This is a genomic window from Blautia sp. Sow4_E7 (genome assembly GCF_052116245.1).
Classification (GTDB): domain Bacteria; phylum Bacillota; class Clostridia; order Lachnospirales; family Lachnospiraceae; genus Blautia_A.
The window spans coordinates 13,768-39,531 of sequence record NZ_JBQKLL010000034.1 but is presented as its reverse complement, the minus strand read 5'-3'; the positions used below and the strand labels follow the sequence as shown (position 1 = coordinate 39,531).

Annotated in this window: 16 protein-coding genes; 15 read left to right on the top strand and 1 reads right to left on the bottom strand. The window is 45.8% G+C overall.

Annotated elements, in window-relative coordinates; all coding sequences use genetic code 11:
* Positions 1–266: 266 nt before the first annotated feature.
* From ACTQ50_RS15225 to ACTQ50_RS15165, 13 genes are all read left to right on the top strand, one after another.
* Positions 267–506: a hypothetical protein gene (locus ACTQ50_RS15225; protein ID WP_441484898.1), complete on the top strand. Its 240-nt coding sequence runs from the start codon at positions 267–269 to the stop codon at positions 504–506.
* A gap of 671 nt (positions 507–1,177) precedes the next feature.
* Entirely contained in the window at positions 1,178–1,588 is a 411-nt protein-coding gene (locus tag ACTQ50_RS15220; protein ID WP_441484897.1) for a YbaN family protein, read from the top strand.
* Positions 1,589–1,592: 4 nt separating this feature from the next.
* A complete protein-coding gene (locus tag ACTQ50_RS15215; protein ID WP_441484896.1) occupies positions 1,593–1,931 on the top strand; it encodes a nitrous oxide-stimulated promoter family protein in 339 nt (112 codons plus the stop codon).
* Between the two features lie 216 nt (positions 1,932–2,147).
* The gene (gene clpB / locus ACTQ50_RS15210) at positions 2,148–4,730 is read left to right on the top strand and encodes an ATP-dependent chaperone ClpB (protein ID WP_441484895.1); all 2,583 of its coding nucleotides are present in this window, start codon (positions 2,148–2,150) and stop codon (positions 4,728–4,730) included.
* A gap of 143 nt (positions 4,731–4,873) precedes the next feature.
* The gene (locus tag ACTQ50_RS15205) at positions 4,874–5,047 is read left to right on the top strand and encodes a DUF4250 domain-containing protein (protein ID WP_441484894.1); all 174 of its coding nucleotides are present in this window, start codon (positions 4,874–4,876) and stop codon (positions 5,045–5,047) included.
* A 507-nt stretch (positions 5,048–5,554) separates the two neighbouring features.
* Positions 5,555–6,049, top strand: a complete 495-nt coding sequence (locus ACTQ50_RS15200; protein WP_441484893.1) for a MarR family winged helix-turn-helix transcriptional regulator — start codon at positions 5,555–5,557, stop codon at positions 6,047–6,049.
* 32 nt (positions 6,050–6,081) lie between these two features.
* The gene (locus ACTQ50_RS15195) at positions 6,082–8,244 is read left to right on the top strand and encodes an ABC transporter ATP-binding protein (RefSeq protein WP_441484892.1); all 2,163 of its coding nucleotides are present in this window, start codon (positions 6,082–6,084) and stop codon (positions 8,242–8,244) included.
* On the top strand, positions 8,241–10,088 hold the full coding sequence (locus ACTQ50_RS15190; RefSeq protein WP_441484891.1) for an ABC transporter ATP-binding protein: 1,848 nt from the start codon (positions 8,241–8,243) through the stop codon (positions 10,086–10,088). Before ACTQ50_RS15195 ends, ACTQ50_RS15190 begins: the two co-directional genes overlap by 4 nt.
* Before the next feature lie 200 nt (positions 10,089–10,288).
* Positions 10,289–12,364: a HelD family protein gene (locus tag ACTQ50_RS15185; protein ID WP_441484890.1), complete on the top strand. Its 2,076-nt coding sequence runs from the start codon at positions 10,289–10,291 to the stop codon at positions 12,362–12,364.
* A 407-nt stretch (positions 12,365–12,771) separates the two neighbouring features.
* Positions 12,772–13,803 carry a hypothetical protein gene (locus ACTQ50_RS15180; RefSeq protein ID WP_441484889.1) on the top strand — a complete coding sequence of 344 codons (1,032 nt, stop codon included), beginning with the start codon at positions 12,772–12,774 and terminating at the stop codon, positions 13,801–13,803.
* A gap of 85 nt (positions 13,804–13,888) precedes the next feature.
* On the top strand, positions 13,889–14,671 hold the full coding sequence (locus ACTQ50_RS15175) for a class I SAM-dependent DNA methyltransferase (protein ID WP_441484888.1): 783 nt from the start codon (positions 13,889–13,891) through the stop codon (positions 14,669–14,671).
* Between the two features lie 70 nt (positions 14,672–14,741).
* Positions 14,742–15,620, top strand: coding sequence for an Hsp33 family molecular chaperone HslO (hslO, locus tag ACTQ50_RS15170; RefSeq protein ID WP_226817900.1), 879 nt, complete (start codon positions 14,742–14,744; stop codon positions 15,618–15,620).
* Positions 15,621–15,644: 24 nt separating this feature from the next.
* A complete protein-coding gene (locus ACTQ50_RS15165) occupies positions 15,645–17,561 on the top strand; it encodes an NAD(+) synthase (protein WP_441484887.1) in 1,917 nt (638 codons plus the stop codon).
* Between the two features lie 184 nt (positions 17,562–17,745).
* On the opposite strand, the gene ACTQ50_RS15160 is transcribed toward ACTQ50_RS15165, so the two are convergent.
* Positions 17,746–18,204, bottom strand: coding sequence for an FMN-binding protein (locus ACTQ50_RS15160; RefSeq protein ID WP_441484886.1), 459 nt, complete (start codon positions 18,202–18,204; stop codon positions 17,746–17,748).
* Between the two features lie 303 nt (positions 18,205–18,507).
* Here ACTQ50_RS15160 and addB point away from each other — a divergent pair, with 303 nt between their 5' ends.
* Together addB and addA are read left to right on the top strand one after the other, a co-directional pair.
* Positions 18,508–21,837: a helicase-exonuclease AddAB subunit AddB gene (gene addB / locus ACTQ50_RS15155; protein WP_441484885.1), complete on the top strand. Its 3,330-nt coding sequence runs from the start codon at positions 18,508–18,510 to the stop codon at positions 21,835–21,837.
* Complete coding sequence (gene addA, locus ACTQ50_RS15150; protein WP_441484884.1) at positions 21,838–25,638, top strand: helicase-exonuclease AddAB subunit AddA; 3,801 nt, start codon at positions 21,838–21,840, stop codon at positions 25,636–25,638. It begins immediately after the preceding gene.
* Positions 25,639–25,764: the final 126 nt, after the last annotated feature.

Here is a 25,764-nt window from a genome sequence, read left to right as displayed (position 1 = left end):
AAATGGATGCTCTTTTTTCATTCACTTGATAGGTGAAAAGCAATATTCAGCAAAATACAGTAACTATATGGCTTTCAGCCACTTTCACGGCTGTGCCGTGAATAATATAGGTTTACTTACATTTTTGAAAAAAATAAAGTATAATAAGTACATAAAAACCAAGTACAATTTACATGAAAATCAGGGGTCATTTCATTCAAATTTACTGAGTGAAAGATCCCTTTTTTAATGTGATGTATCTGTAAAATGAAAGAGAGGTAGCTATAATGAAAAGAATTAAAGCAGCGTGTATCACTCAGACATTGTGTTTTTCCAACCATGACGGGGAAACGACAGAGTATGCAAAAAAGGCAGTTGTACAGGAGTATGAAAAGTACAAAGAGCAGTTGGATAAGAGCGGTGCAAAGTACAAAATCTTATCAGAAAAAACGAATGAAGACGGTTCTATTGTGATCGAAATTAAGAAACAGTACAATTCTTCTCCGGTTGGTGAATATCTGAATTAAATAATTTGCAAATCTAAGACAGTCGTGAAAACATTACTTATGAGTTTTTGCGACTGTATTTTTGAGAAATAAATCAGCATAAACTAATTATCCATTTACGCTTTCTAAAGATAATTAACGATACATCAAAACTGCACCATACTTCTTTTGTTTCTTGTTAATTTCCTCGTACTTTTCCTTTTTATCAAATCAGCTGGTAACACGATTTCTAACGCATCTGCAACATCTACGATTCTAATCCTGTTCTGTGTCATTTCCAGTCCTTCTTCTGAGATATTATGGTTATATGGTACCTTATAAATGGGAAATTTACAAAGGTTAAGCGTATAACCCATTACAAAATTTGCATTCGGTTTTTGTGATGTTTTACTATTACATTACACATTTACGGTGTTTTTGCTGAAATTCAAGCAACAAATTTGTACGATAATAGTGTTGACATTGGATGGCAAAGTATGATATCTTTCAAATTATGAGTTAGACACGGGTAACTAAAAATATTCTTATAGAACTCAAGTAATCATAATTAAAAATTTATTAGCAAAAAGCTGATACCATAACATGAAAAGGAGGATTCTGGTTATGAGAAATAGTGTTATAGGCTTGTGTTGATATATCAGAATGATAGTAAATAAAGGGAAGGAAAACTCCCACAGGAGAACAGAAAGAAGATGAAAAATCCTTTAAAAGTAATATGGATCGTGCTTGGCTTTCTTTGCCTGGGACTTGGTACGATAGGAATTGTACTTCCTATTCTGCCAACCGTTCCGTTTTATATGGCAACACTGTTTTGCTTTGCAAAGAGTTCAAAGAAATTGCACGACTGGTTTGTAGAAAAAAATTTATATAAGAAACATCTGGACAGTTTTATTCAGAAAAGAGCCATGACAAGAGGGACTAAATGCAAGATTATCGGAATGGTAACGGTAGTCATGGCAATCGGCTTTATCTGCATGAAGAATGTAGTGATTGGAAGAATTTGTATCGCAGTGGTTTGGGTATGCCACCTGTTATATTTCTTCCTGAGAGTGAAAACTTTAAAACCAGGAGAAGAGGTACTGAAAGGTGCAGAAGCGGAATAGTAAGATGAATAAAACTGAAAAGAAACGGCAAAAAGAACAATATGTTGTAGAAGAAATGATCCGTCTGTACTGCTGGAAAAACCATCCGAAAGAAAAAAGACAGGAGGGGAAGATGTGTCCTGACTGTCAAAGGCTTTCGGATTATGCAAAACAAAGAAGTCAGAAGTGTCCATTTATGGAAGAAAAAACGTTTTGTGCGAACTGTAAGGTACATTGTTATAAGCCAGAAATGAGAGAACAGATTCGACAGGTCATGCGTTTTTCAGGACCAAAGATGTTATTATACCATCCAGTCCTTGCAATATGGCATTTGGTATCTAGTAAAAGAGAAGCGAAAAAATAAACAAAAGGTTTCACATATTTTTTACAAAACAATTAGCACTCACCTCTTGACAGTGCTAACAATCAGTGATATATTAAAAACCGTAATAAGAAACTACCTATACAAAACGCAGCCCCTGCGAGTTACTTTTTTAAAGAGCCGCGGCAGCTGCGTTTTATATATAAAAATAGGTGGGTGGAATTATTTTCATTCACCCAAGCTGAAGGAGGAGAGCCTATGAACATCAGCAAATTTACGCAGAAATCCGTACAGGCTGTTCAGGATCTGGAGAAGGTTGCTTACGAATACGGCAATCAGGAAATCGAACAGGAGCATCTGTTATATACCCTCCTGACACAGGAAGACAGCCTGATTCTCAAACTGATTGAGAAAATGGAAATAAATAAAGATTATTTTATTGATACTGTAAAGAAAGCTCTGGATGCCAAGGTAAAGGTATCCGGCGGAGAACTCAGATTCGGACAGTATCTGAATAAGGCTTTGGTAAATGCAGAAGATGAAGCTAAGGCAATGGGAGATGAATACGTATCCGTAGAGCATCTTTTCCTGTCCCTGCTGAAATATCCAAGCCCCAGCATGAAGAAAATCTGGAGCGAATTTGGCATTACCAAAGAGCGCTTCCTGCAGGCACTTTCCACAGTACGTGGAAACCAGCGTGTAGTAAGCGACAATCCGGAAGCCACTTATGATACTTTAAATAAATATGGCGAAGATCTTGTGGAAAAGGCAAGAAGCCAGAAGCTGGATCCGGTCATTGGACGTGACAGTGAGATCCGGAATGTGATCCGTATTCTTTCCCGTAAGACCAAGAACAATCCGGTTCTCATCGGTGAACCTGGTGTTGGTAAAACAGCCGCTGTGGAAGGTCTTGCACAGCGAATTGTAGCAGGAGATGTTCCGGAAGCACTGAAGGATAAGAAAATTTTTGCCCTGGATATGGGCGCCCTGGTAGCAGGTGCCAAATACCGTGGTGAATTTGAGGAACGTCTGAAAGCAGTTCTGGAAGAGGTGAAAAAGAGCGAAGGTCAGATCATCCTGTTTATTGATGAGCTTCACCTGATCGTTGGCGCAGGTAAGACGGATGGCGCAATGGACGCCAGCAATATGCTGAAACCAATGCTTGCCCGTGGCGAGCTTCATTGTATCGGTGCCACTACATTAGACGAATACCGTCAGTATATTGAGAAGGATGCTGCACTGGAACGTCGTTTTCAGCCTGTTATGGTAGATGAGCCAACTGTGGAGGATACCATTTCTATCCTTCGTGGTCTGAGAGAACGTTACGAAGTATTCCATGGTGTTAAAATCACAGACAGTGCACTTGTTGCAGCTGCAACACTTTCACATCGCTATATTACAGACCGTTTTCTTCCGGATAAGGCAATTGACCTGGTAGATGAGGCCTGTGCTCTGATCAAAACAGAGCTGGATTCCATGCCAACTGAGCTGGATGAGCAGCGCCGTAAAATCGATCAGATGAAAATGGAAGAGCTGTCTCTGAAGAAGGAGACCGATAATTTAAGTAAAGAGCGTCTGGAAGAGCTCCAGAAGGAGCTTGCGGAAATGCAGGATTCTTTCAACACCCAGAAAGCTCAGTGGGAGAATGAGAAACATTCTGTAGAGAAGCTTCAGAAGCTTCGTGAACAGATTGAGGATATGAACAAACAGATCCAGATTGCAAGACAGAACTATGATCTGGAGAAAGCTTCCGAACTGCAGTATGGCGAGCTGCCGACATTACAGCAGCAGCTGGAAATCGAAGAACGCAATACAAAAGAGAGCGACAGAAGCCTTGTTCACGAGGTAGTAACAGACGATGAAATCGCAAGGATCATTTCCCGCTGGACCGGCATTCCGGTAGCAAGACTGACAGAGGGAGAGCGTGCCAAACTGCTTCATCTGGAAGATGAGCTCCACAAACGTGTTATCGGTCAGGACGAGGGTGTACGCCGTGTAACCGATGCCATCCTTCGTTCCAAAGCAGGAATCAAAGATCCTACCAAGCCAATCGGTTCCTTCCTGTTCCTTGGACCTACCGGTGTTGGTAAAACAGAGCTTGCCAAAACCCTTGCCCAGACACTTTTCGATGATGAGCAGAATATGGTCCGTATTGATATGAGTGAGTATATGGAGAAATATTCTGTATCCAGACTGATCGGAGCGCCTCCGGGATATGTAGGATATGAGGAAGGCGGACAGCTTACAGAGGCCGTACGCCGGAAACCATACAGTGTAGTTCTTTTTGATGAGATTGAGAAAGCACATCCGGATGTATTCAATGTGCTTCTGCAGGTCCTGGATGACGGCCGTATCACTGATTCCCAGGGACGTACTGTGGACTTCAAGAACACCATTCTGATCATGACTTCCAATATCGGATCCCCGTATCTGCTGGATGGCATTGATGAAAACGGCGAGATTAAGGAAGAGGCACAGAAAGAGGTTATGGATGACCTGCGCGGACATTTCCGTCCAGAATTCCTGAACCGTCTGGATGAGATCATCATGTTCAAACCATTGACAAAAGACAACATCGGTAGTATCGTTGACCTGATGGTAAAAGAGCTGAACGACCGTCTTGCCGACCAGGAGCTTTCCCTGGAGCTGACAGATGCAGCCAAGAAAGATGTTATTGAAAATGGTTATGATCCTGTCTACGGTGCAAGACCGCTGAAACGTTATCTCCAGAAATATGTGGAGACATTGACTGCACGTAAGATCCTTTCTGGTGAGGTTCATACGGGAGATACACTGGTATTGGATCTTGAGAATGGAGAGTATGTGGTTAAAGTGAAGTAAGATGACGAATAGAGAAATGCAGTGAATCAACTTAAAATATGCGAAAAGTTAATGCTGCTATCTGTGCGTCCATGGAAAACCATCAATAAAAAGTTGCTGTTACATGTATGGACAGTAATAAAACGCAAAGGAGAACCAATCTTATGATACCAAAAGATCCTATGATTCTGCTTAGTTACGTAAACACCCAGCTTCGGGACTACTATGATTCCCTGGACGCCCTGTGCACCTGTCGCGGCCTGAACAAGGAATCACTGCTGGATAAGATGGATTCCATCGACTATCACTACGACGAAGAGACCAATCAGTTTATCTGAATCTTTCATATGCAATCATTCAATACCGCTTGCCAAACCTGTGAAACCAGGTTGGCAGGCGGTATTTTTTTATGTACTAGGAAATTCCGTTGGAATTCCCTAGTACATAAAAAAGCCCTACCGGGCAGGATCGCACTGCGGCGGAAAGGTAGATGTCGCCGAGGGCGACCCGCCGCAAGAAAGAATCCTGCAAAGCAGGATTCTTTCTTGCGCGGGCAACGCGTCAAAGTTAACGCTTGCAGATGCTCCATAATAATTAGCCGGGCAAAACAAACATATCTTCAAAATTCCATAATCTTGAATCAATAAATCTTAAAACTTTATAAACTGCACAAAAAACAATTGCATTTTTTGGAAGAAAGTATAAACTATAAAATTAGTCGGCTAACTAATTTGAGAGAGCTGAAAAAACTACTGTTCAGGTCTGAAACAGCAGCCTGAAATTTTGTGCAGCGGAATCTTAATCTTCCATGTATTACGATTCCAAACAGCAAGTGAGGTGAGAATTTGGAAAACGACAATGAGAAAAGTATTCAACGTCTGATCATGGAGATCAGCCGCATGTATATGGAAAAATGCTTTGGCAAACTAAAGAATCTGGGAATCCATCCAAGACAGATGCCAATCCTGGCAGTTTTGTGGAAAGAAGACGGATGCAGCCAGAAAGAACTGGCCAGCCAGTTAGGTGTGAAGCCGCCTACGGTTACCGTAAGCATCCAGCGTCTGGAAAAGACCGGTATCATAGTCCGGAAGCAGGATGAAAAAGACCAGCGTATAAGCCGGATCTATCTTACCGAGGAAGGCAGAGCGATCATTAAAGAAGGCATGCGTATGGCAAAAGAAGGGGAAGAATATCTTCTGACCGGATTTTCCGAAAGTGAGTTGTGCCTGATGAAGCGTTTCTGTGTACAGATCAAAGAAAACATTGCAGCAATGCCAGGCCCGGAGCTTTCCCCGGAAGAAATGCCCCTGCCTATGCGGCATTTCTGCCATAAAGAGTAAAAACTAAAACAACAAGAAAGGACAACTAAGGCATGATTAAATTAATGAAATATCTGAAAAAATCAGCAGGCTACATCGCCCTGATCATTGGACTGCTGTTTTTGCAGGCATACTGTGATCTGTCCTTGCCGGATTATACCTCCAAGATCATCAATGTAGGTATCCAGCAGGGCGGTATCCCCAACGGTGTTCCGGAAAAAATGCGCCAGAGCACCATGGAGAACCTGCAGATCTTTATGGACGAAGATACACAGAAAGAAGTTCAGAACGCTTATGTTCTGGATGGAGACACCTATGAACTGAAAGATGGCATTACAGGGGATAAACGTGAGGAATTAAACGATCTTCTGTGCAAACCTCTGATGATGTACACCTCTTTTACCTCTGGCAGTGAAGAGAGCCAGAAAATGCTTTCCCAGATGCAGGTACCGGAAGGAACGGACCCAATGCAGGTTCTGTCAGCAATGCCGGAGGATGCGAAAAAACAGATGCTGGAGGCTGCAGATGAGAAGCTTTCCGACATGCCGGAATCCATTATTACACAGGCCGCTGTCAGTGGTGTGAAAGCAGAATACGAAGCTATGGGCGAGAATCTGGATGCAATTCAGATGAATTACATCCGGACATCCGGGATCCAGATGGTTCTGATGGCGCTGGTGATCATGCTGGCCGCAGTAAGTGTTACCTTCCTTTCAGCAAGAGTGGCAGCAGCCCTTGGACATGATCTGCGAGATAATGTATACCGCAAGGTCATTCATTTCTCCAGTAACGAATATCATAAATTTTCCACTGCATCCCTGATCACGCGAAGTACCAACGATGTGCAGCAGGTACAGCAGGTTATGACCATGATGTTCAGAATCGTTCTGTATGCGCCCATCCTTGGCATCGGAGGCGTGATCAAGGTTCTCCAGACCGATTCCTCTATGACCTGGATCCTTGGAGCTGCAGTAGCCATCATTCTGATTGTTATTTTTGTACTGTTTCAGATTGCAATGCCGAAATTCACAAGGCTGCAGACTCTCATTGACCGTTTGAACCTGGTAACCAGGGAAATCCTTACCGGAATCCCGGTTATCCGCGCGTTCAGCCGTGAGAAGCATGAGGAAGAGCGCTTTGAAAAAGCAAATATGGATCTGACAAAGACAAACCTGTTTGTAAACCGCTGTATGACATTTATGATGCCGATCATGATGCTGATCATGAACGGTGTATCTGTAGCGATTATCTATTTCGGTGCACATGGCGTTGACAACGGAACTATGCAGGTAGGAAACATGATGGCATTTATCCAGTATGCAATGCAGATCATCATGTCCTTCCTGATGATCACGGCAATCTCCATTATGCTTCCAAGAGCAAATGTTGCAGCCGGACGTATCTGTGAAGTTCTGGAGATGGAGCCATCTGTAAATGATCCGGAAGAGCCGGTCGTCCCGGACAGACAGGAAAAAGGAACTGTAGAATTTGACCATGTAAGCTTCGCTTATCCGGAAGCCGGGGAAAATGTCATCAACGATATTACCTTTAAGGCAGAAAAAGGCCAGACTGTTGCCATCATCGGAAGTACCGGAAGCGGCAAGAGTACACTGATCAACCTGATCCCCAGATTTTATGATGCAACGAAGGGCTGTGTAAAAGTAGATGGTGTGGATGTACGAAATATGACTCAGCATGAGCTTCGTGACCGTCTGGGCTATGTACCTCAGAAGGGTGTCCTGTTCTCTGGAACCATCGATTCCAACATTCGTTACGGTAAGCCGGATATGCCAGAGGAAGATGTAAAACTGGCAGCTCAGATCGCACAGTCCGATGACTTTATTGAAGCGAAACCGGAAGGCTACAAAGCACCTATTTCCCAGGGAGGAAACAATGTATCCGGAGGCCAGAAGCAGCGTCTTTCCATTGCAAGAGCCATTGCCAAGAAGCCGGAGATCCTGATCTTTGACGACAGCTTTTCCGCTCTTGACTTCAAGACAGACAGTAAGCTCCGCCAGGCCCTGAAGGAGAAGACAAAGGACATTACCACCATTATCGTGGCACAGCGAATCAGTACCATCCTGAATGCAGACCAGATCATTGTACTGGATGACGGAAATATGGCCGGTATCGGCACCCACAAGGAGCTGATGAAGAACTGCGAGGTTTACCGTCAGATCGCCATGTCACAGCTTTCAGAGGAGGAATTAGCATGAGTGAAAACAGAGCCAGAGGCCCTATGATGGGCGGCCACCGGAGCCGTGCAATGAACTCCGGGGAAAAGGCAAAAGACTTTAAAGGAGCAATGAAACGGCTTGTAAAATACATGGAACGCTATAAATTCCGTTTCATTCTCATGTTCTTATTTGCAATTGCAGGAACTATTTTTAATATTGTAGGCCCGAAGATCCTTGGAAAAGCAACCACTGAGCTTTTTAACGGACTGGTAGCCAAGGTAAACGGTACAGGAAGCATTGATTTTGGAAAAATCGGATACATTCTTATGTGGACATTGGGACTGTATGTGGCAAGTGCCTGCTTCTCCTTTATCCAGGGCTATGTGATGACCGGAATTTCCAATGATGTTACCTACAATTTACGAAAAGATATTTCAAAGAAATTCAGCCGTCTCCCAATGAATTATTACGAGAGCCGGACAAACGGAGAAATCCTTTCCCGTGTTACAAATGATGTGGATACCCTTCAGATGAGCCTGAACCAGAGTATTACCCAGCTGATCACATCTGTTACCACCCTGGTCGGTGTGTTTGTGATGATGCTTTCCATCAACGTGTGGATGACTCTGGCAGCCCTTCTCATTCTGCCCCTGTCCATGATCATTATCAATTTTGTTATGAAACACTCCCAGAAATATTTCCAGGCACAGCAGAAATATTTAGGTGAGGTAAACGGCCAGATCGAGGAAAACTACGGCGGACACAATGTAGTGAAGGTATTTAATAAAGAAGAGGATGCAGTTGCCGAATTTGAAAAAGACAACCAGAAGCTTTACGAATCTGCATGGAAATCCCAGTTCTTTTCCGGAATCATGATGCCGGTCATGCAGTTTGTTGGAAACCTTGGATATGTTATGGTAGCCCTTCTTGGCGGCTGGTTTACCATCAAAGGAGCCATTGAAGTGGGAGATATCCAGTCCTTCTTCCAGTACATCCGTAACTTTACCCAGCCCATCCAGCAGATCGCGCAGGTCACCAACCTGCTCCAGTCCTCAGCAGCCGCTTCCGAGCGTGTGTTTGAGTTCCTGGATGAGGAGGAAGAGGAAACCACCAGAGAGAACGCTGTTTCCATTGACGGACTGAACGGAAATGTAGAATTTGACCACGTAAGCTTTGGCTACAATCCGGAGAAGATCATTGTCCATGACTTTTCCGCAAAGGTCAAAGATGGCCAGAAGATCGCCATCGTTGGTCCTACCGGTGCTGGAAAAACCACCATGGTCAAGCTGCTTATGCGTTTCTATGATGTAAACAGCGGCTCCATCCGGGTAGATGGCCATGATGTAAAAGATTTCAACAGAAGCGAGCTTCATGAAATGTTTGGTATGGTGCTCCAGGACACCTGGCTGTTCTCTGGAACCATTATGGAAAACATCCGTTATGGACGGCTGGATGCCACGGACGAAGAGGTAATTGCAGCAGCGAAGGCAGCCCACATCCACAACTTTATCATGCAGCAGCCAGGAGGCTACAACATGGTACTGGATGAGGAGACCAGCAACGTTTCCCAGGGACAGAAACAGCTTCTCACCATCGCAAGAGCTATTCTTGCTGATAACAAGATCCTGATCCTGGATGAAGCCACCTCTTCTGTTGATACCAGAACAGAGGTGCAGATCCAGAAGGCCATGGATAACCTGATGAAGGGCAGAACCAGCTTTGTTATCGCCCACAGACTTTCCACCATCAAGGACGCAGACCTGATCCTGGTTATGAAGGATGGCGATATTATCGAGCAGGGCAGCCACGAAGAGCTTCTGGCCAAGAAAGGCTTCTACGCAGATCTTTATAACAGCCAGTTTGATAAGACGCAGAGCGCGTAAAAGCAATCTAAGCAGATTGGAAGCATTCTGTAAAAGCAAATAGAGAAAAAGATGGCAGCAGTTTTTTCGGAAAATATACGGAAAAACTGCTGTTTTTTTCGTGGATAAACAGCTGAAATCCATGGATTTGCTGTCTGTACTTTTACTCTCAGATAATGTATAATGGAGCAAAGTTTCCGCCAAAAAGGAGCGTACACAAAATGACAATTGACAATAAAGACGGAGCAGTTTTTCTTGCATACGTTACAGATAAATTAAAAACCAGGATCGCCCGTATCAGCGAGTCCATTCTGGAAGGCCAGAAGGATATCGAGGGAATGCATGAATACTACTGGGAAAATTACACCGAGATGGACCAGTACGGCTACGAAAATTTCGATAACCAGCAGGCACTTCTTCACCAGATCAATGCCAACGAGCAGCAGATCCATCTGCGAAAAAGATTTCGTAAAATGCTGGATTCTCCTTTCTTCGGCAGGGTGGATTTCGTATTTGATGGGGAGGACGAGCCGGAGGTTTTCTATATTGGGATTGGAAATTTCGCAGAGGAGGCAGGCCATACGCCGCTGATTTACGACTGGCGTGCCCCTGTCAGCGGCCTTTTCTACGACTATGACAAAGGCCCCGCTTCCTACCAGGCCCCTCTTGGAACCATCTGCGGCGAAATTGTCTCCAAGTGGCAGTATAAGATCCGAAACGGCCGCATGGTCTACCAGTTTGAAAGCGATGTGAAGATTGATGATGAGATCCTCATGGCAGAGCTTGGCAGCGGTGGCAGTACTGCATTGAAAAATATTGTCCGTACCATCCAGAAGGAACAGAATGCCATTATCCGGAACACCAAGGACAAGATCATGGTGATCCAGGGCGCAGCCGGAAGCGGTAAGACTTCCATTGCCCTGCACAGGATTGCCTATTTATTGTACCACGACCGCCAGAATATGAAGTCCTCCAATATCCTGATCCTGTCGCCAAACAGCATCTTTTCGGACTATATTTCCCATATCCTTCCAGAGCTTGGAGAAGAGAATATTAAGGAAATGAGTTTCGACCTTTTTGCCTACAGACAGCTGAAAGACACCGTATCCGACTGTGAGGACCGTTACGACCAGATCGAGCGCAGCTTGAATTTCCCGGATATGCCTTCCTTATATAAAGAAAAACAGTCCAGGGAGTTTCTGAACCAGATGGAAGGCTGCCTCACCTCCTTGGAGGATGAGCTGATGAATTTCCACGACGTGGAATATAAGAACTTTACGAAAAAAGAAGAGGAGATCATCGACCTTTTCTATTTCAAATTCCAGGACATTCCTCTGCTTTCCCGTATGGAGGCTGTGGCAGAGAATTTCATTGACGAGGTAGAGACACTCAGGGACAATGACATGGACGAAGAAGAGCGCGCTATTGTAATGGAGAAATTTATGAACATGTATGAGACACAGGATCTCTACGTGATCTACAGCCGTTTCCTGGAAAGCTGCGGTTATCCGGGGCTTCCCCATGTACAGCTTCAGGATCGGAAGCTTCGGTACGAGGATGTATATCCGGTACTTTACATGAAATACCGCCTCCTTCGCCAGACCAGCCACAACGGCATCAAGCACCTGGTAGTGGACGAAATGCAGGATTACTCCAGGCTTCAGTATCTGATCATCAGGATGATGTTCCCCTGCCGCATGACCATTCTGGGAGACAAAGCCCAGACCATGGAAGACGAGACCCAGGATGTCCTTGGCTTTTTACCGAAAATTTTCGGAAAAGATATCCGCAAGATCGTTATGAACAAAAGCTACCGAAACACCATAGAGATTGCTTCCTATGCCAATCAGCTTGTGGGGATCACGGATATGGACCTGTTCGAGCGCCACGGCGAACCAGTGGAGGAACAGTCTTTTAACGGGGGAAAGAAGCAGGCTATGGAAACAGCACTGGAGGAGATCGTGAACAGGCTCCAGCTTGGCGAAGAGCAGTTTGAGACAGCTGCGGTGATCCTTCGCACGGAAGCTGAGGCGAAAGAAGCAGCCCGTATTCTGAAAGAAAAGCTGGAAAATACAGGCTTTGATACAGAGAAAAGGTTCTCCTATCTGCACCGGGACAGCACCAGCTTCTGCAAAGGCCTGACTGTCACCACCTTCTACCTTGCAAAAGGACTGGAATTCGACCAGGTATTTTCCCTGTTTCCGTCGAAGGACCAGAGCCCGATCGCAAAGCAGGGACGGTATATTGCAGCAACCAGGGCACTTCACAAGCTGCATATGTACGAATATGGAAAATAAATATTACAAAAGTGTGACAGACAAAGTGTAGAATACAGGTAAAATTCCAGTCACTGGAACCTGTTGGGGACGTCTGAGAGGACATACCGCGTTCTGGCCATACATCTATATAGGAAAGGCAGTTCCATCGCAGTTATTGAACAATTGGCAATCCATACTGCTGACCAGGATTTTTATTGCAAATGTATAAAAATCGTCACGAAAGTTTATAATATTTTCACAGTAAATTTAGATTCCCCACTGGGAAATCCATTGACAGGCTTGTAATAAAATTGTAAAATATAGCCCGAGGGTTGTTATTCACCATGTTCGTAGAGAATGTTATTTGTGAATAGCTCCCCGTAAGGGACTTATAGAGAAAAGGCCGCCGGTCATTTTGTGGACGGCAGCGAAATAAGGAGGATACCATGAAGAATAAAAAGATTTTAGCAATCTTAACTATAGCAGCAACTGTATCTGTAGCCGCAACAGGCTGCAGCTTTGGCGGAGATGAGCCGGAAGAGCAGGTTGTGGTAGACGCTACCCCGACTCCGGAACCCACTTCCACCCCGACTCCGGAGCCGACGATCGCACCGAATGTACAGGACAGCACTTACACATCCAGCAACGGTGCCGTATCCATCAAGCTTCCAGATGCAACCTGGGCAAACAAGGCAGACGAAGCTGACATGCTCAGCTTTGAATCTCCAGAGCAGGGTAAGATCCTGATCCTTCACGGACAGGGCGAGGAGGACATGTCTTCTGCAATGCTTCCGGATACACAGGATCTGGCAGTAGCACTGGAGCAGGCTTCTGATCTTACAGAAGGAACAGATTTCGAAATCCAGGATTATACCACCAATACAGATGTAGAAGGTGTGGGCGTTTATTCCTACACTGTGAAATACACAGACACCACAAAGAGCGGTGGCTACACTTATGCGATCCATAAGATCTACAAGAGCTCTGATGAGTATTACAATATCTGTGGATCTGTTGTAGATGATGCTTCTTATTCTGGCATTAAGGCAGCCGTTGATTCCTTCGGAATCCTTGGAGATTCCACACTGAAGGCAGCTGCACCAGCCACATCTGGTGACAATACATCTTCTGATGGACAGACTGGCACTTCAGATGGTACAACAGATGGCACTACAGACGGTTCACAGTCTGGAACCACAGATTCTTCTTCATCAAGTGACGGAAGCAGCGATGGAACCATCAGCAACTCCGCAGGATTTACCCAGGAGCAGCTGACCGATACCAACCAGACCAGAACCATCTACCGTAACTCCGACGGACATCCGCTTGTTATCACTCCAGACGGAAACGGAAACTGGGTAGATTTCGATGGAAATACCTATCGTTTTGTAAACAATGAGGACGTTTACGATCAGAACGATGTGGATTATTACTGGCATGGTGAAGGTGCTGATGTATATTACATGCCTGTAGAGTAATCGTTATACCACAATAATAAAAGTTGACTTACACGGACACAGCTACCCGGGAAGGATGGCTGTGTCCGTGACGGTTGGAGGGAATATGGATAATTTTCAGGCTTATGGCGATTTTGCCAGAGTTTACGATATGTTCCAGGATAATGTAGACTACGAAACCTGGGGCAAATGGCTGAAGGAGCAGCTGACAGCTTATGGAATCACAGACGGACTGGTCCTGGATCTTGGCTGCGGTACCGGAACTATGACTGAGCTTCTGGCAGAGGCTGGTTACGATATGATCGGAGTGGATAATTCCGAGGAAATGCTGGCGGAGGCCATGGAGAAGCGTGTAGAGTCAGGACATGACATTTTATATCTTCTTCAGGATATGCAGGAGTTTGAATTGTATGGAACTGTGCGGGCTGTGGTGAGCGTATGCGACAGCCTGAACTACATAACAGAAGAAGAGGAACTGGAGCATGTATTTGCCCTGGTGAATAATTATCTGGATCCACAGGGGATTTTTCTGTTTGATATGAACACCATTTATAAGTATAAGAACATGATCGGGGATACCACCATTGCGGAGAACCGGGATGAGGGCAGCTTTATCTGGGAGAACAGCTATGATGAGGAAACCGGGATCAATACTTATGAGCTGGCGCTGTTTCTTCCAAGAGAAGACGGGCTTTATGAGAAGGATGAGGAAGTTCATTATCAGAGGGCGTATTCTCTGGAGAAGATCAAAGAGCTTATTAAGAAGGCCGGCATGGAACTGCTTGCAGTTTATGATGCCTATACCATGGAGCCGCCGAAAGAGGATAGTGGAAGACTTACCTTTGTGGTAAGGGAGCATGGGGAATCGCTGCGTAATGACGAAGCGTAGTATGCAGTTCCGAAATGAAGAATATATAGAAAAATAATTATCAGATAACAAGATAGATTGGAGAAAACATATGAATGATTATATCATCCGCGCGACTGCGGCTAACGATCAGATCCGCGCATTTGCGGCAGTGACTACCCAGATGGTGGAGACTGCAAGAGAGCATCACAATACAAGTCCGGTAGCCACTGCGGCGCTGGGAAGACTTCTCACGGCAGGAGCTATGATGGGCTCCATGATGAAAGGGGAGAAGGACGTTCTTACCCTTCAGATCAAGGCTGGCGGTCCGCTTCAGGGACTTACGGTAACTGCGGACTCCCAGGGAAATGTAAAAGGCTATGTAGGAAACCCGGATGTATGTATTCCGGCGAATTCCAAAGGCAAACTGGATGTTGCAGGAGCAGTTGGTCCTGGATTTCTGACAGTGATCAAAGATATGGGGCTGAAAGAGCCATACAGCGGACAGGTTATGCTGCAGACCTGCGAGATCGCAGAAGACCTGACCTACTATTTTGCAACCAGCGAGCAGGTGCCGTCCGCAGTCGGCCTTGGTGTTCTGATGAACAAGAACAACACGGTACGCCAGGCTGGCGGATTTATTGTACAGCTTATGCCATTTGCAGAGGAAGAAGTCATCTCCAGACTGGAGCAGAACGTCCAGAAGATCAGCTCTGTTACCAATCTGTTAGAAGAAGGACATACTCCGGAGAGCCTGCTTGAAAAAGTGCTTGAGGGATTTGACATGCAGATCAACGAGAAAACAGACACCCGTTTCCACTGCAACTGCTCCAAAGAAAGAGTAGAGAAAGCACTGATCAGCATTGGCAGAAAAGAGTTAAACGAAATGATCCAGGAAGGCAAGCCAATCGAAATGAACTGCCATTTCTGCAATACCAATTATAACTTTACTGTGGAAGAACTGAAAGAGATTCTTAGAAGATGTAAATAATCTGAGACGAGAGAGGAACAGGATATGAATCAGGGATTTATTAAAGTAGCGGCAGGTACGCCGCAGATCACAGTTGCAGACTGCAAGGCAAACACCAGGGCAATTCTGGAACTGATCCATGAAATGGAAGAGCAGCATGCCAAGATCATGGTACTGCCGGAGCTTTGTATCACAGGCTATACCTGCCAGGATCTTTTTTTTCAGAGAAGACTTCTGGACAGCGCATGGGAGAGCCTTCTGACCATTGCCGAAGAGACAGAAGAGGTAGATGCGCTGATCTTCGTGGGACTGCCAATGCGGATGAATGGCAAGCTTTATAATGTGGCAGCAGCATTGAACCATGGAAATATCCTTGGTTTTGTTCCGAAAACTCACATTCCAAATTACAACGAATTTTATGAGCAGAGACATTTTGCTTCTGGAAAAGATGTGTGGACAGATGTAACAGTTGGTGAGGAAAGTGTGCCATTCGGAAGTAATCTGATCTTTACATGTGAAGAGCTTCCGGAGCTGACGGTTGGCGCGGAGATCTGTGAGGACCTTTGGGTTCCCCTTCCTCCAAGTGTAAATCTTGCACAGTCTGGAGCGCATATTATCGTCAATCTTTCCGCAAGTGATGAGATGGTTGGAAAAGATTCCTACCGCCGTGACCTGGTGAAAGGACAGTCTGCAAGACTGGTGTGCGGATACATTTATGCCACAGCAGGAGAGGGAGAATCCTCCCAGGATCTGGTGTTTGGCGGACAGAACCTGATCGCGGAGAACGGCACTATGCTGGCAGAGGCGAAACGTTTTCACAATACGGTGATCTACGGGGAAATCGATGTGCAGCGACTGGCAGATGAGAGAAGAAGACTTTCTACCTATCCGGCAGCAGATGATTCTGACTGTCAGATGGTACCTTTTGAGGTGGAAGTGGAAGAGACTTCTCTTACCAGAAATTTTGCCCCTTATCCTTTCGTACCTTCTGTAAAAGAAGAGAGGGATATGCGCTGTGAAGAGATCCTGAACATTCAGGCCATGGGACTTAAGAAGCGCATGAGCCACATCCACTGCCAGAAGGCAATGGTAGGACTTTCCGGAGGCCTTGACTCCACACTTGCCCTGCTTGTGATCGCACGTACCTTCCAGCTGATGGGACTGCCATCTGAGAATATCCGCTGTATCACCATGCCATGCTTTGGCACTACAGACCGGACTTATCAGAATGCCTGCAAATTAAGCAAGTGCCTTGGCGCTACCCTTACAGAGGTAAATATTAAGGAAGCAGTAAACATTCATTTCCGGGATATCGGACATGATGATTCTGTTCATGACGTAACTTACGAGAACTGCCAGGCCAGAGAGCGTACCCAGATCCTGATGGATCTGGCAAACCAGGAGGGTGCTCTTTTGGTGGGAACCGGAGATCTTTCCGAGCTTGCTCTTGGATGGGCGACTTACAATGGAGACCACATGTCCATGTACGGTGTAAATGCCTCAGTTCCGAAGACTCTGGTAAGACACCTTGTCCGCTATTACGCAGACACCTGCGGAGAGAAGGAACTGGAGGAGGTACTTCTGGACATCTTGGATACGCCGGTAAGTCCGGAGCTTCTGCCGCCTAAGGACGGCAAGATCGCCCAGAAAACAGAAGACCTGGTTGGACCTTATGAGCTTCACGATTTCTATCTGTACTACATGCTTCGAGCAGGTTTTGAGCCGGACAAGATCTACCGGATAGCCTGCCGTACCTTTGCAGATACCTATGACAAGGCAACAATCCTGAAATGGCTGAAAACTTTCTACCGCAGATTTTTTGCCCAGCAGTTCAAGCGTTCCTGTCTGCCGGACGGCCCGAAGGTTGGTAGTGTGGCGCTGTCTCCAAGAGGAGACCTGCGCATGCCAAGTGATGCAAGCGCAGCGGTATGGATGGAAGCACTGGAGGAGATTGAGATATAAAGCATATTGTGCCTCCCAGCTTTGTTGCATATTTCACACGAAACTTAATTTTTGTGTTTTAGTCAATATGAGAATTTATTTTATCTAATTTAAATTAGATAAAACGATTTTATTATTATGTTGATTAGCGTGTGAAAAAAGCTAAAATTATTGTATAGAGTGTGTATTTGATTGTTTATTGAAATCATTCTATCGGCGGAGAACTGACATGGTTCTCCGCCTTTTTTAGTGCATCTTCAATGGCAGAAATAAGCAGCTGCGACGTATATTTCCGATCTGTGGAATACTTCAGGTCATCCAGGGACTGGCTGTTCACAATCTGGCTTGCCAGGGACTCAAGAGAAGGCTTCACCAGCGGAAACATGGCAGTGGTACTCTCACTTAAGTTCACCAGCTCAATGGACTGGATGCTGTTCTGATCTACCGTAACCTCCACATCAAAGGTATTTTTATTCAAAGTAAGAGAGCTTCGGTAAATTCCCGGTGTATAAAGTCCCTCCCCTGTGGCTGCCGTAGTCTGACTTTTTCCCGGTCCAAACATAAAATAGATCAGCACTCCCAGAAGAATGGCAAGAATCAGAAAGGCGATGGTATACACCACTTCCTTCATATGTAACACGATGATCCTGGTTTTCGAACTCATGGACTGCGCCTCCTGTTTCGCATTTATAATGGAAAAATCCTGGAAAAACCAGGCAGTTACTGTTCACTTCGTGCCCAGTAACACGCTTCGCGATGCACAGAAATCATGCATTCGCATGATTTCGCGCCGCAATTCTCAGGTTTTCTGTGAACTTTGTTCACAAAAAACACCTCGCGGAACATTACCAGTGAACGGTAACACCAGGCATTCACTTACTTATTCTATCCTATTATCAAAATAACGAAAATATGATAGAATATAAGATAAATAGTAACACCGATTATTATACTAGGAGGAAAGAACGTGTCCCTACAATTCATTATCGGCAGTTCCGGTATCGGCAAAACCCATTATGCCTGCCAGCACATCATCCAGGAATCCCTGGAAAATCCCCAGTGCCTGTACTACATCATTGTCCCGGAGCAGTTCACCATGCAGACACAGAAGAATGTGGTGGAAATGCACCCTGGAAAAGGAATCCTGAATATTGACGTGCTAAGCTTTGAGCGCCTTGCCTACCGCATTTTCGAGGAAGTGGGCGGTGCCCAGGAAGTCCTTCTGGATGACACAGGAAAGAGCATGGTGCTTCAGAAATTAGTCCAGCAGCACCGGAAAAACTTGCCCTACCTTGGCAGCCAGATGAACAAGCCCGGCTATCTGGATGAGGTAAAATCCCTGCTCTCTGAGTTTATGCAGTACGACATCCGCGAAGAAGATCTGGAAACTATGCTGGAAAAAACAGGACCAGAATCTTTGCTTCATATGAAAATGCAGGATGTGGGAGTTTTGTATCAGGCTTTCCTTGGGTATCTGGAAGGCCATTATATGACCGGAGAGGGTGTAATGGACGCCTTAAGAAAAGCCATCCCATTTTCCAATAAGCTGAGAAATGCAGTTCTCCTTCTGGATGGATTTACAGGCTTTACCCCTGTGCAGATGAACGTGATCCAGGAACTTTTAGCCGTATGCAGCAAGGTACTTGTAACCGTTACCATGGATGCTGCCCAGAATTATTCACAGATGGGAAAACCACACCAGCTCTTTTATATGAGCCGGAAAATGATCCACACTTTATCCGGGCTGACCAATGACCTGGACGAACCTGTTCTGTTAAGAGAAGACGAACACGGCCGTTTCCAGAATTCACCTGCCCTTGGCTTCCTGGAAAAACATCTGTTCCGGTACCAGAGAGCCTCCTATGAGAAAAAGCAGGACGAGATCCGCATATTTGCAGCGGAATCTCCCATAAAAGAACTGGAAGAGACTGCCAGAAGGATCCGCCGTATGGTGCGGGAAGAGGGTCTGAAATACGGCGAGATCGCGGTGATCACCGGGAATCTGGAAGCCTATAAAAGTATTGCTTCCCAGGTGTTTGAGGAATCCCAGATCCCCTATTTCCTGGATGAAAAGCACACCATCCTTATGAATCCCTTTGTGGAATATATCCGCGCCGCCCTTGAAATGGTTACCAAAGGTTTTTCTTATGAAAGTGTTTTCCGCTATCTGCGGTGCGGCCTGTCTGGAATTACAAGAGAAGAAGCGGACATGCTGGAGAACTATGTGCTTGCCCTTGGAATCCGGGGATATAAGAAATGGTCAGAGAAATGGATCCGGACCTATCGGACCATGAAGGAAGAGGATATCCAGATCCTGAATGAATACCGGGAGCGTTTTGTAAACGAAACGGAAATCCTGGCACAGGGCTTTTCTGGTGGAAAAAAGAAAGTATGTGAATATTGTTATAGTTTATATCAGTTTATCACCGGCTGTGAAATACAGAAAAAGCTAAAAGAACAGGAGCTTCTTTTCCAGAAAAAAGGGGAGAAAGCCCTGGAAAAGGAATATGCACAAATCTACGGAATTGTTATGGAACTCCTTGACCGTATGGTGGAGATCCTTGGAGAAGAAGAGCTTTCAAGAACCGAATTTGTACAGCTTCTGGAGACCGGCTTTGCCAAGTCAAAGGTTGCCCTGATTCCGCCAAGCATGGATCAGGTTCTCATCGGAGATATGGAAAGAACCCGTCTGAAAGAGATCAAGGCCTTATTTTTTGTGGGAGTAAACGAAGGAAACATCCCGAAAAATACGGATTCCGGTGGAATGCTTACCCAGATGGACCGTGAATTTTTCGCAGAGGAAGGCATGGAGCTGGCACCTGGACCAAAGGAGCTGATGAACACCCAGCGCTTTTACCTGTATCTGAACCTGACCAAGCCAAGTGAATATCTGTGCCTTTCCTACTGTTTTTCCAATGGAAAAGGAGAGCCGCTGAGCCCGGCCTATCTGATCCACACCATTCAGGGGCTTTATCCCCAGCTGGAAGTGGAAAATGCAGCAGATCAGGAATTTACTCTTGGCAGCATGGAGATTCCAGGAACCAGCCTGGAATGTTTCCTGAAGGGGCTTGCAGATGGAGCACTGGGAAAAGGAGATCCTTTATACAGCGAGCTTTACAGCTGGTATCTTAGAAGTCCGAAATATAGGACAGTGGCAAGGAAGCTGGTGGAGGCTTCCAGAACCAGAAAGCCGGCGGATATTATAAGCGAAAGTGTGGCAAAGGTTTTGTACGGGGAAGTGTCTCCATACAGTGCCACCCGGCTGGAACGCTATTCTGCCTGTGCATTTGCCCATTTCCTTCAGTATGGCCTGAAGCTGACAGAGCGCGCGGAGTACGAATTTCGTGCCATGGATATGGGAAATATTATGCACAAGGTATTGGAAAAGCTTTTCCGGGAATTAAATAAAGAGAAGCTTTCCCTGGCTGAGCTTACCGATGAACAGCGGGATGAAATGGCGGATATCCTGGTGGAGCAGGTAAGTGCAGACTACGGAAATACTATTTTGAAAAGCAGTGCCCGCAATGAATATATGATCCAGCGCACCAAGAGGATGGTGAGAAGAACTGTGTGGGCCATCCAGGAGCAGCTGAAGGGCGGAGAATTTCAGCCAGAAGGCGTGGAAGTGGTTTTCCAGGGAGGAAGGATTGACCGTGTGGATACCATGGAAACGGAAGACGGGAAGCTGTACGTAAAAGTCATTGACTATAAGACTGGAAACACTTCCTTTGATTTGGTGTCCCTGTACCATGGACTGCAGCTTCAGCTGATGATCTATATGGATGGGGCCCTGACAGTAGAAAAAAACAAACACAGGGATAAAGAGGTGATCCCTGCAGGCGTCTTTTATTATAATATCAAGGATCCTATGATCAAAGAGAAGATGGATGCAGATCTGGAAACTGTCCAGCAAAAGGTACTGAAGGAACTGAAAATGAATGGCCTTGTTCAGGCGGATAGAGAACTGGTAGAAAAAATGGACAGTTCCCTGGTATCCCTTCCAGTGTCCTTTAACAAGGACGGAAGCTTCCGCAAGAATTCATCGGTGGCAACAAGGGAACAGTTTGATATTCTGAACCGGTATGTAAAGAACAAGATTTCCCATATCCGGAAGTCCATTATGTCCGGGGATGCCCAGGTGGCTCCGTACATGCTGGGAAAGAAAAATGCCTGTACCTATTGCCCCTACAGTGGCGTGTGCGGTTTTGATATGGAAATACCTGGATATGAGTTCCGCAGATTGAAGAATTTTGCGGATGAGGAACTATGGGACGCTTTTGCAAAGGAGGTGGAGTAAGTGGCAGTAAAGTGGACGAAAGAGCAGGAACAGGTGATCAAATTAAGAAACCGGAACATTCTGGTAAGTGCTGCCGCAGGCTCTGGCAAAACCGCTGTGCTGGTGCAGCGAATCCTTGAGAAGGTGATGGATCCGGATCATCCGGTTGACATTGACCGGCTTCTCATTATGACCTTTACAAGAGCTGCAGCGGGGGAGATGCGGGAGCGAATTGCAAATGCACTTGAAAATGCCCTTTATGAAAACCCGGATAATGAGCATCTGCAGCGCCAGACAACCTTGATCCACACTGCGCAGATTACCACCATTGATGGCTTTTGTGCCTATGTGATCCGGAATTATTTTCACCTGATCGGGCTCGATCCCGGTTATCGGACTGGAGAAGAAGGGGAACTGAAGCTTCTGAAGGAAGACGTTATGAAAGAGCTTCTGGAAAATTATTATGCAAAGGACAGCGGGAAGTTCAAGTATTTTATTGAATGCTATGCGTCTGGCAAAACGGATGACGGGATCAAGGAGCTGGTCTATTCCTTATATCATGCTGCAATGAGTAATCCCTATCCTGACAGCTGGCTGGAAAAATGTATAGATTGTTATAGAAACATAGATTTAGAGTCCATAAAAGCTTCAGAATGGATGAAACTGTTATGGGAAAATGTTCTGGAAGATCTTGACCAGGCAAAAACACTGATAGAAGAAGCAAGGGAGCTTTGCTTTGTGCCAGGTGGTCCCTATCTGTATGACGATGCTCTGGGAAGTGATCTGCTTCTTATCCGTGATGCAAAGGAGAAAGCAGAGGCTGGGGATTTTGATGGAGTGGGAGTACTTCTTGGCAGTCCTTCTTTTGCCAGACTTTCCACAAAGAAGCCCAAGGAGCCGGTGGACGACACCTTAAAAGAGCAGGTGAAGGCCATCCGTGAAAGTGCGAAGGGAATTTTGAAGGAGATTGGCACCCGGTATTTTACCGTGAAAGAAGAGGAGCTTCCTCTTTTGCTTTCGTCCTGTCTGGAGCCGGTAGAAATGCTGGTGGAGCTTACCCGGGAGTTTATCCGTCTCTATGGGGAAAAGAAACGGGAAAAGAACATTCTGGATTTTCCGGATATGGAGCATTTCGCCCTTGAAATCCTTATGGAACGAGAGGAAAATGACCAGAATTTGGAAGCGGCTGACAGTGGGACGGGAGAGGCTTCTTTGGAAGAAAAAGGAAAGGCACCAGAATGCCAGGAATATGTTTATCACATGAGCGCCGCAGCCCGGGAGCTTTCCCTGAAATATGATGAGGTTATGGTGGATGAATACCAGGATAGCAATCTGGTGCAGGAGATGATCACCAACTGTGTGGCCGGCTGGGCGGATGGCAGGAAAAATATTTTTATGGTTGGGGATGTAAAGCAGAGTATTTACCGTTTCCGTCTGGCCAGACCAGAGCTTTTTATGAAAAAATACAAACAGTACAGTTTAACGGACAGTGACGAGCAGCGTATCGACCTTCACAAAAATTTCCGAAGCAGATCCCAGGTATTGGACAGTGCCAATTTTATTTTCCGTCAGATCATGGGAGAAGATCTTGGTGGGATTGCCTATGATGAGGCTGCGGCCCTTTATCCGGGAGCAGAGTTCCCGGATGGAAACAGGGAGGAATTTCTTCCAACAGAGGTTCTTCTTGTGGAAAAGGATTCCGAAGAACTGGAAGATCTGATGGAAGGCCAGGATGCCCGTGAACTGGAAGCTCTTGCTATTTCCCACAGGATAAAGGAAATTGTGGGAAAAGAGCTGGTGCTGGATAAGGAGACGAAGGAATACCGCCCAGCCAGATACGGGGATATTGTGATCCTTCTTCGCAGCGCTTCCGGCTGGTCTGAAACCTTTACGGAGGTGCTGGGGGCACATGGAATCCCTGTTTATGCAGCATCCAAAACCGGGTATTTTTCTGCTCTTGAAGTTGTTACGGTCCTGAATTATCTTCAGATTTGCGACAATCCATTGCAGGATATCCCCCTGACTGGGGTTCTCAGATCCCCGCTGGTGGGATGTACTTCACAGGAACTGGCTGTGCTTAGGGAGGAACATCCGGATGGGATGATCTACGAGAGTGTGCTGGAATTTCTGGAAGAGTATGAGAGTGGTTCAGATGATCTGGAAAAAGAGGTGCTTTATGAGAAACTGCATGGTTTTATTCGTTTGCTTACAGAAATGCGGGACCTTGCAGTTTACACGCCTGTCCATGAGCTGATCCTTGAAGTCCTTCGGAGAACCGGCTACGGCAATTATGCAAAAGCCCTTCCAAACGGTGCACAGCGAAGTGCCAACCTTGCCATGCTGGTGGAAAAGGCCATGGATTATGAGAAAACAAGTTACCGTGGGCTTTTTAACTTCGTAAGGTATATTGAGCATTTGCAGAAATATGAGGTCGATTACGGAGAAGTGAATCTTTCCGGCGCAGGTGAGGGTTCGGTGGAAATTATGACCATCCATAAAAGCAAAGGTCTGGAATTTCCAATTGTGATCCTTGCTGGTATGGGAAAACAGTTCAATTTCCAGGACTTAAATGCCCGTCTTCTTATTCACCCGGATTTTGGCCTTGGGGCAGATGCGATTTTACCAGAACGGCGGATGATCGTGTCTACACTGAATAAACAGGTGATCAGGCGCAGGCTTCTGGAGGAAAGTCTGGGAGAGGAAATCCGTGTCCTTTATGTTGCTTTGACGAGAGCTAAGGAGAAGCTGATCATGACTGGCACCATTGCCAATCTGGAAAAAGAACTGCTTTCTCTGTCCAGATTTCGGGACAATGAGCAGGAGCTTCTTCCGGCGGAAACAAGGCTGAATGGAAAAACATACTGGGATTATGTGCTGCCTGCGCTTGCAAGGCACCGTTGTATGGATGGGCTTTATGAGGAGTTTGGTTTGCTTCCGTCACATGAGAATCCTCTTTATGATGATCCGTCGGAATTTGAGGTGAAAAGGATTACTGCGCAGATGCTTGCCCAGGCAGAAGTGGTGGACCAGGCTGCAGGGCAGATGGAGGATGACCTTTTTGATCACTGGGATTGTGAAAAAGTGACAGATCCTGGCATCCGGGAGGAACTGGAGAAGCGGTTTGGTTTTGTGTATCCGTATGAGTACCGTAAGGATATTCCGGTGAAGGTTACAGTATCTGATTTGAAAAAGAAGAGTTATCATGAAGATACGGATATTGAGGAGGCTGTTTATTTTGAACCGGATATTGTTCCTTTGATTCCAAAGTTTATGGAGGAGAAAAAGGACTCTGAGGAGGAGTTTACCGGTTCGGCAAGAGGTACTGCCTATCATCGTGTTATGGAGTGCCTGGAGTACAATAAAACGGACAGTGCGGAACAGCTTTGTGAGCAGGTAAAAGCGTTGGTTGAGAACAAGAAATTATCTGAGGCGGAGGCTGATTGTGTCCGTATTTCTGATGTCCGGAGTTTTGTGGAAAGCGAGCTTGGACATAGAATGAAGCGGGCCGCTTTATCAGGCAATTTATTCCGTGAGCAGCCGTTTGTGATTTCCAGAAGTGCCGCAGAAATCGATGAATCCTGGGATCCACAGGAGCGGGTGCTGGTGCAGGGAATCATTGATGCTTATTTCCTGGAAGAAGATGAGATCGTTCTTGTAGATTATAAAACTGACCGTGTGCGCCGCGGGGAAGAGCAGAAGCTGATCGACCTGTACCACACTCAGCTTGAAGACTACGCCCAGGCCCTCCAGAGGATGACAGGGCGGAAGATGAAGGAGAAATATATTTATTCGTTTACGCTGAAAAAGGCGATATTGTTATGATAAGTGGTTGGGGTTCGCAGGGTGTGTCTGTGGGCATCGTGCCAATGCTGGGGACTGAGTTCAGAACCCGGCACGATGCCCTCCAGGCAGGTCCGCCGGAGCAGATCACGGTGCAGCGCGAAGCCG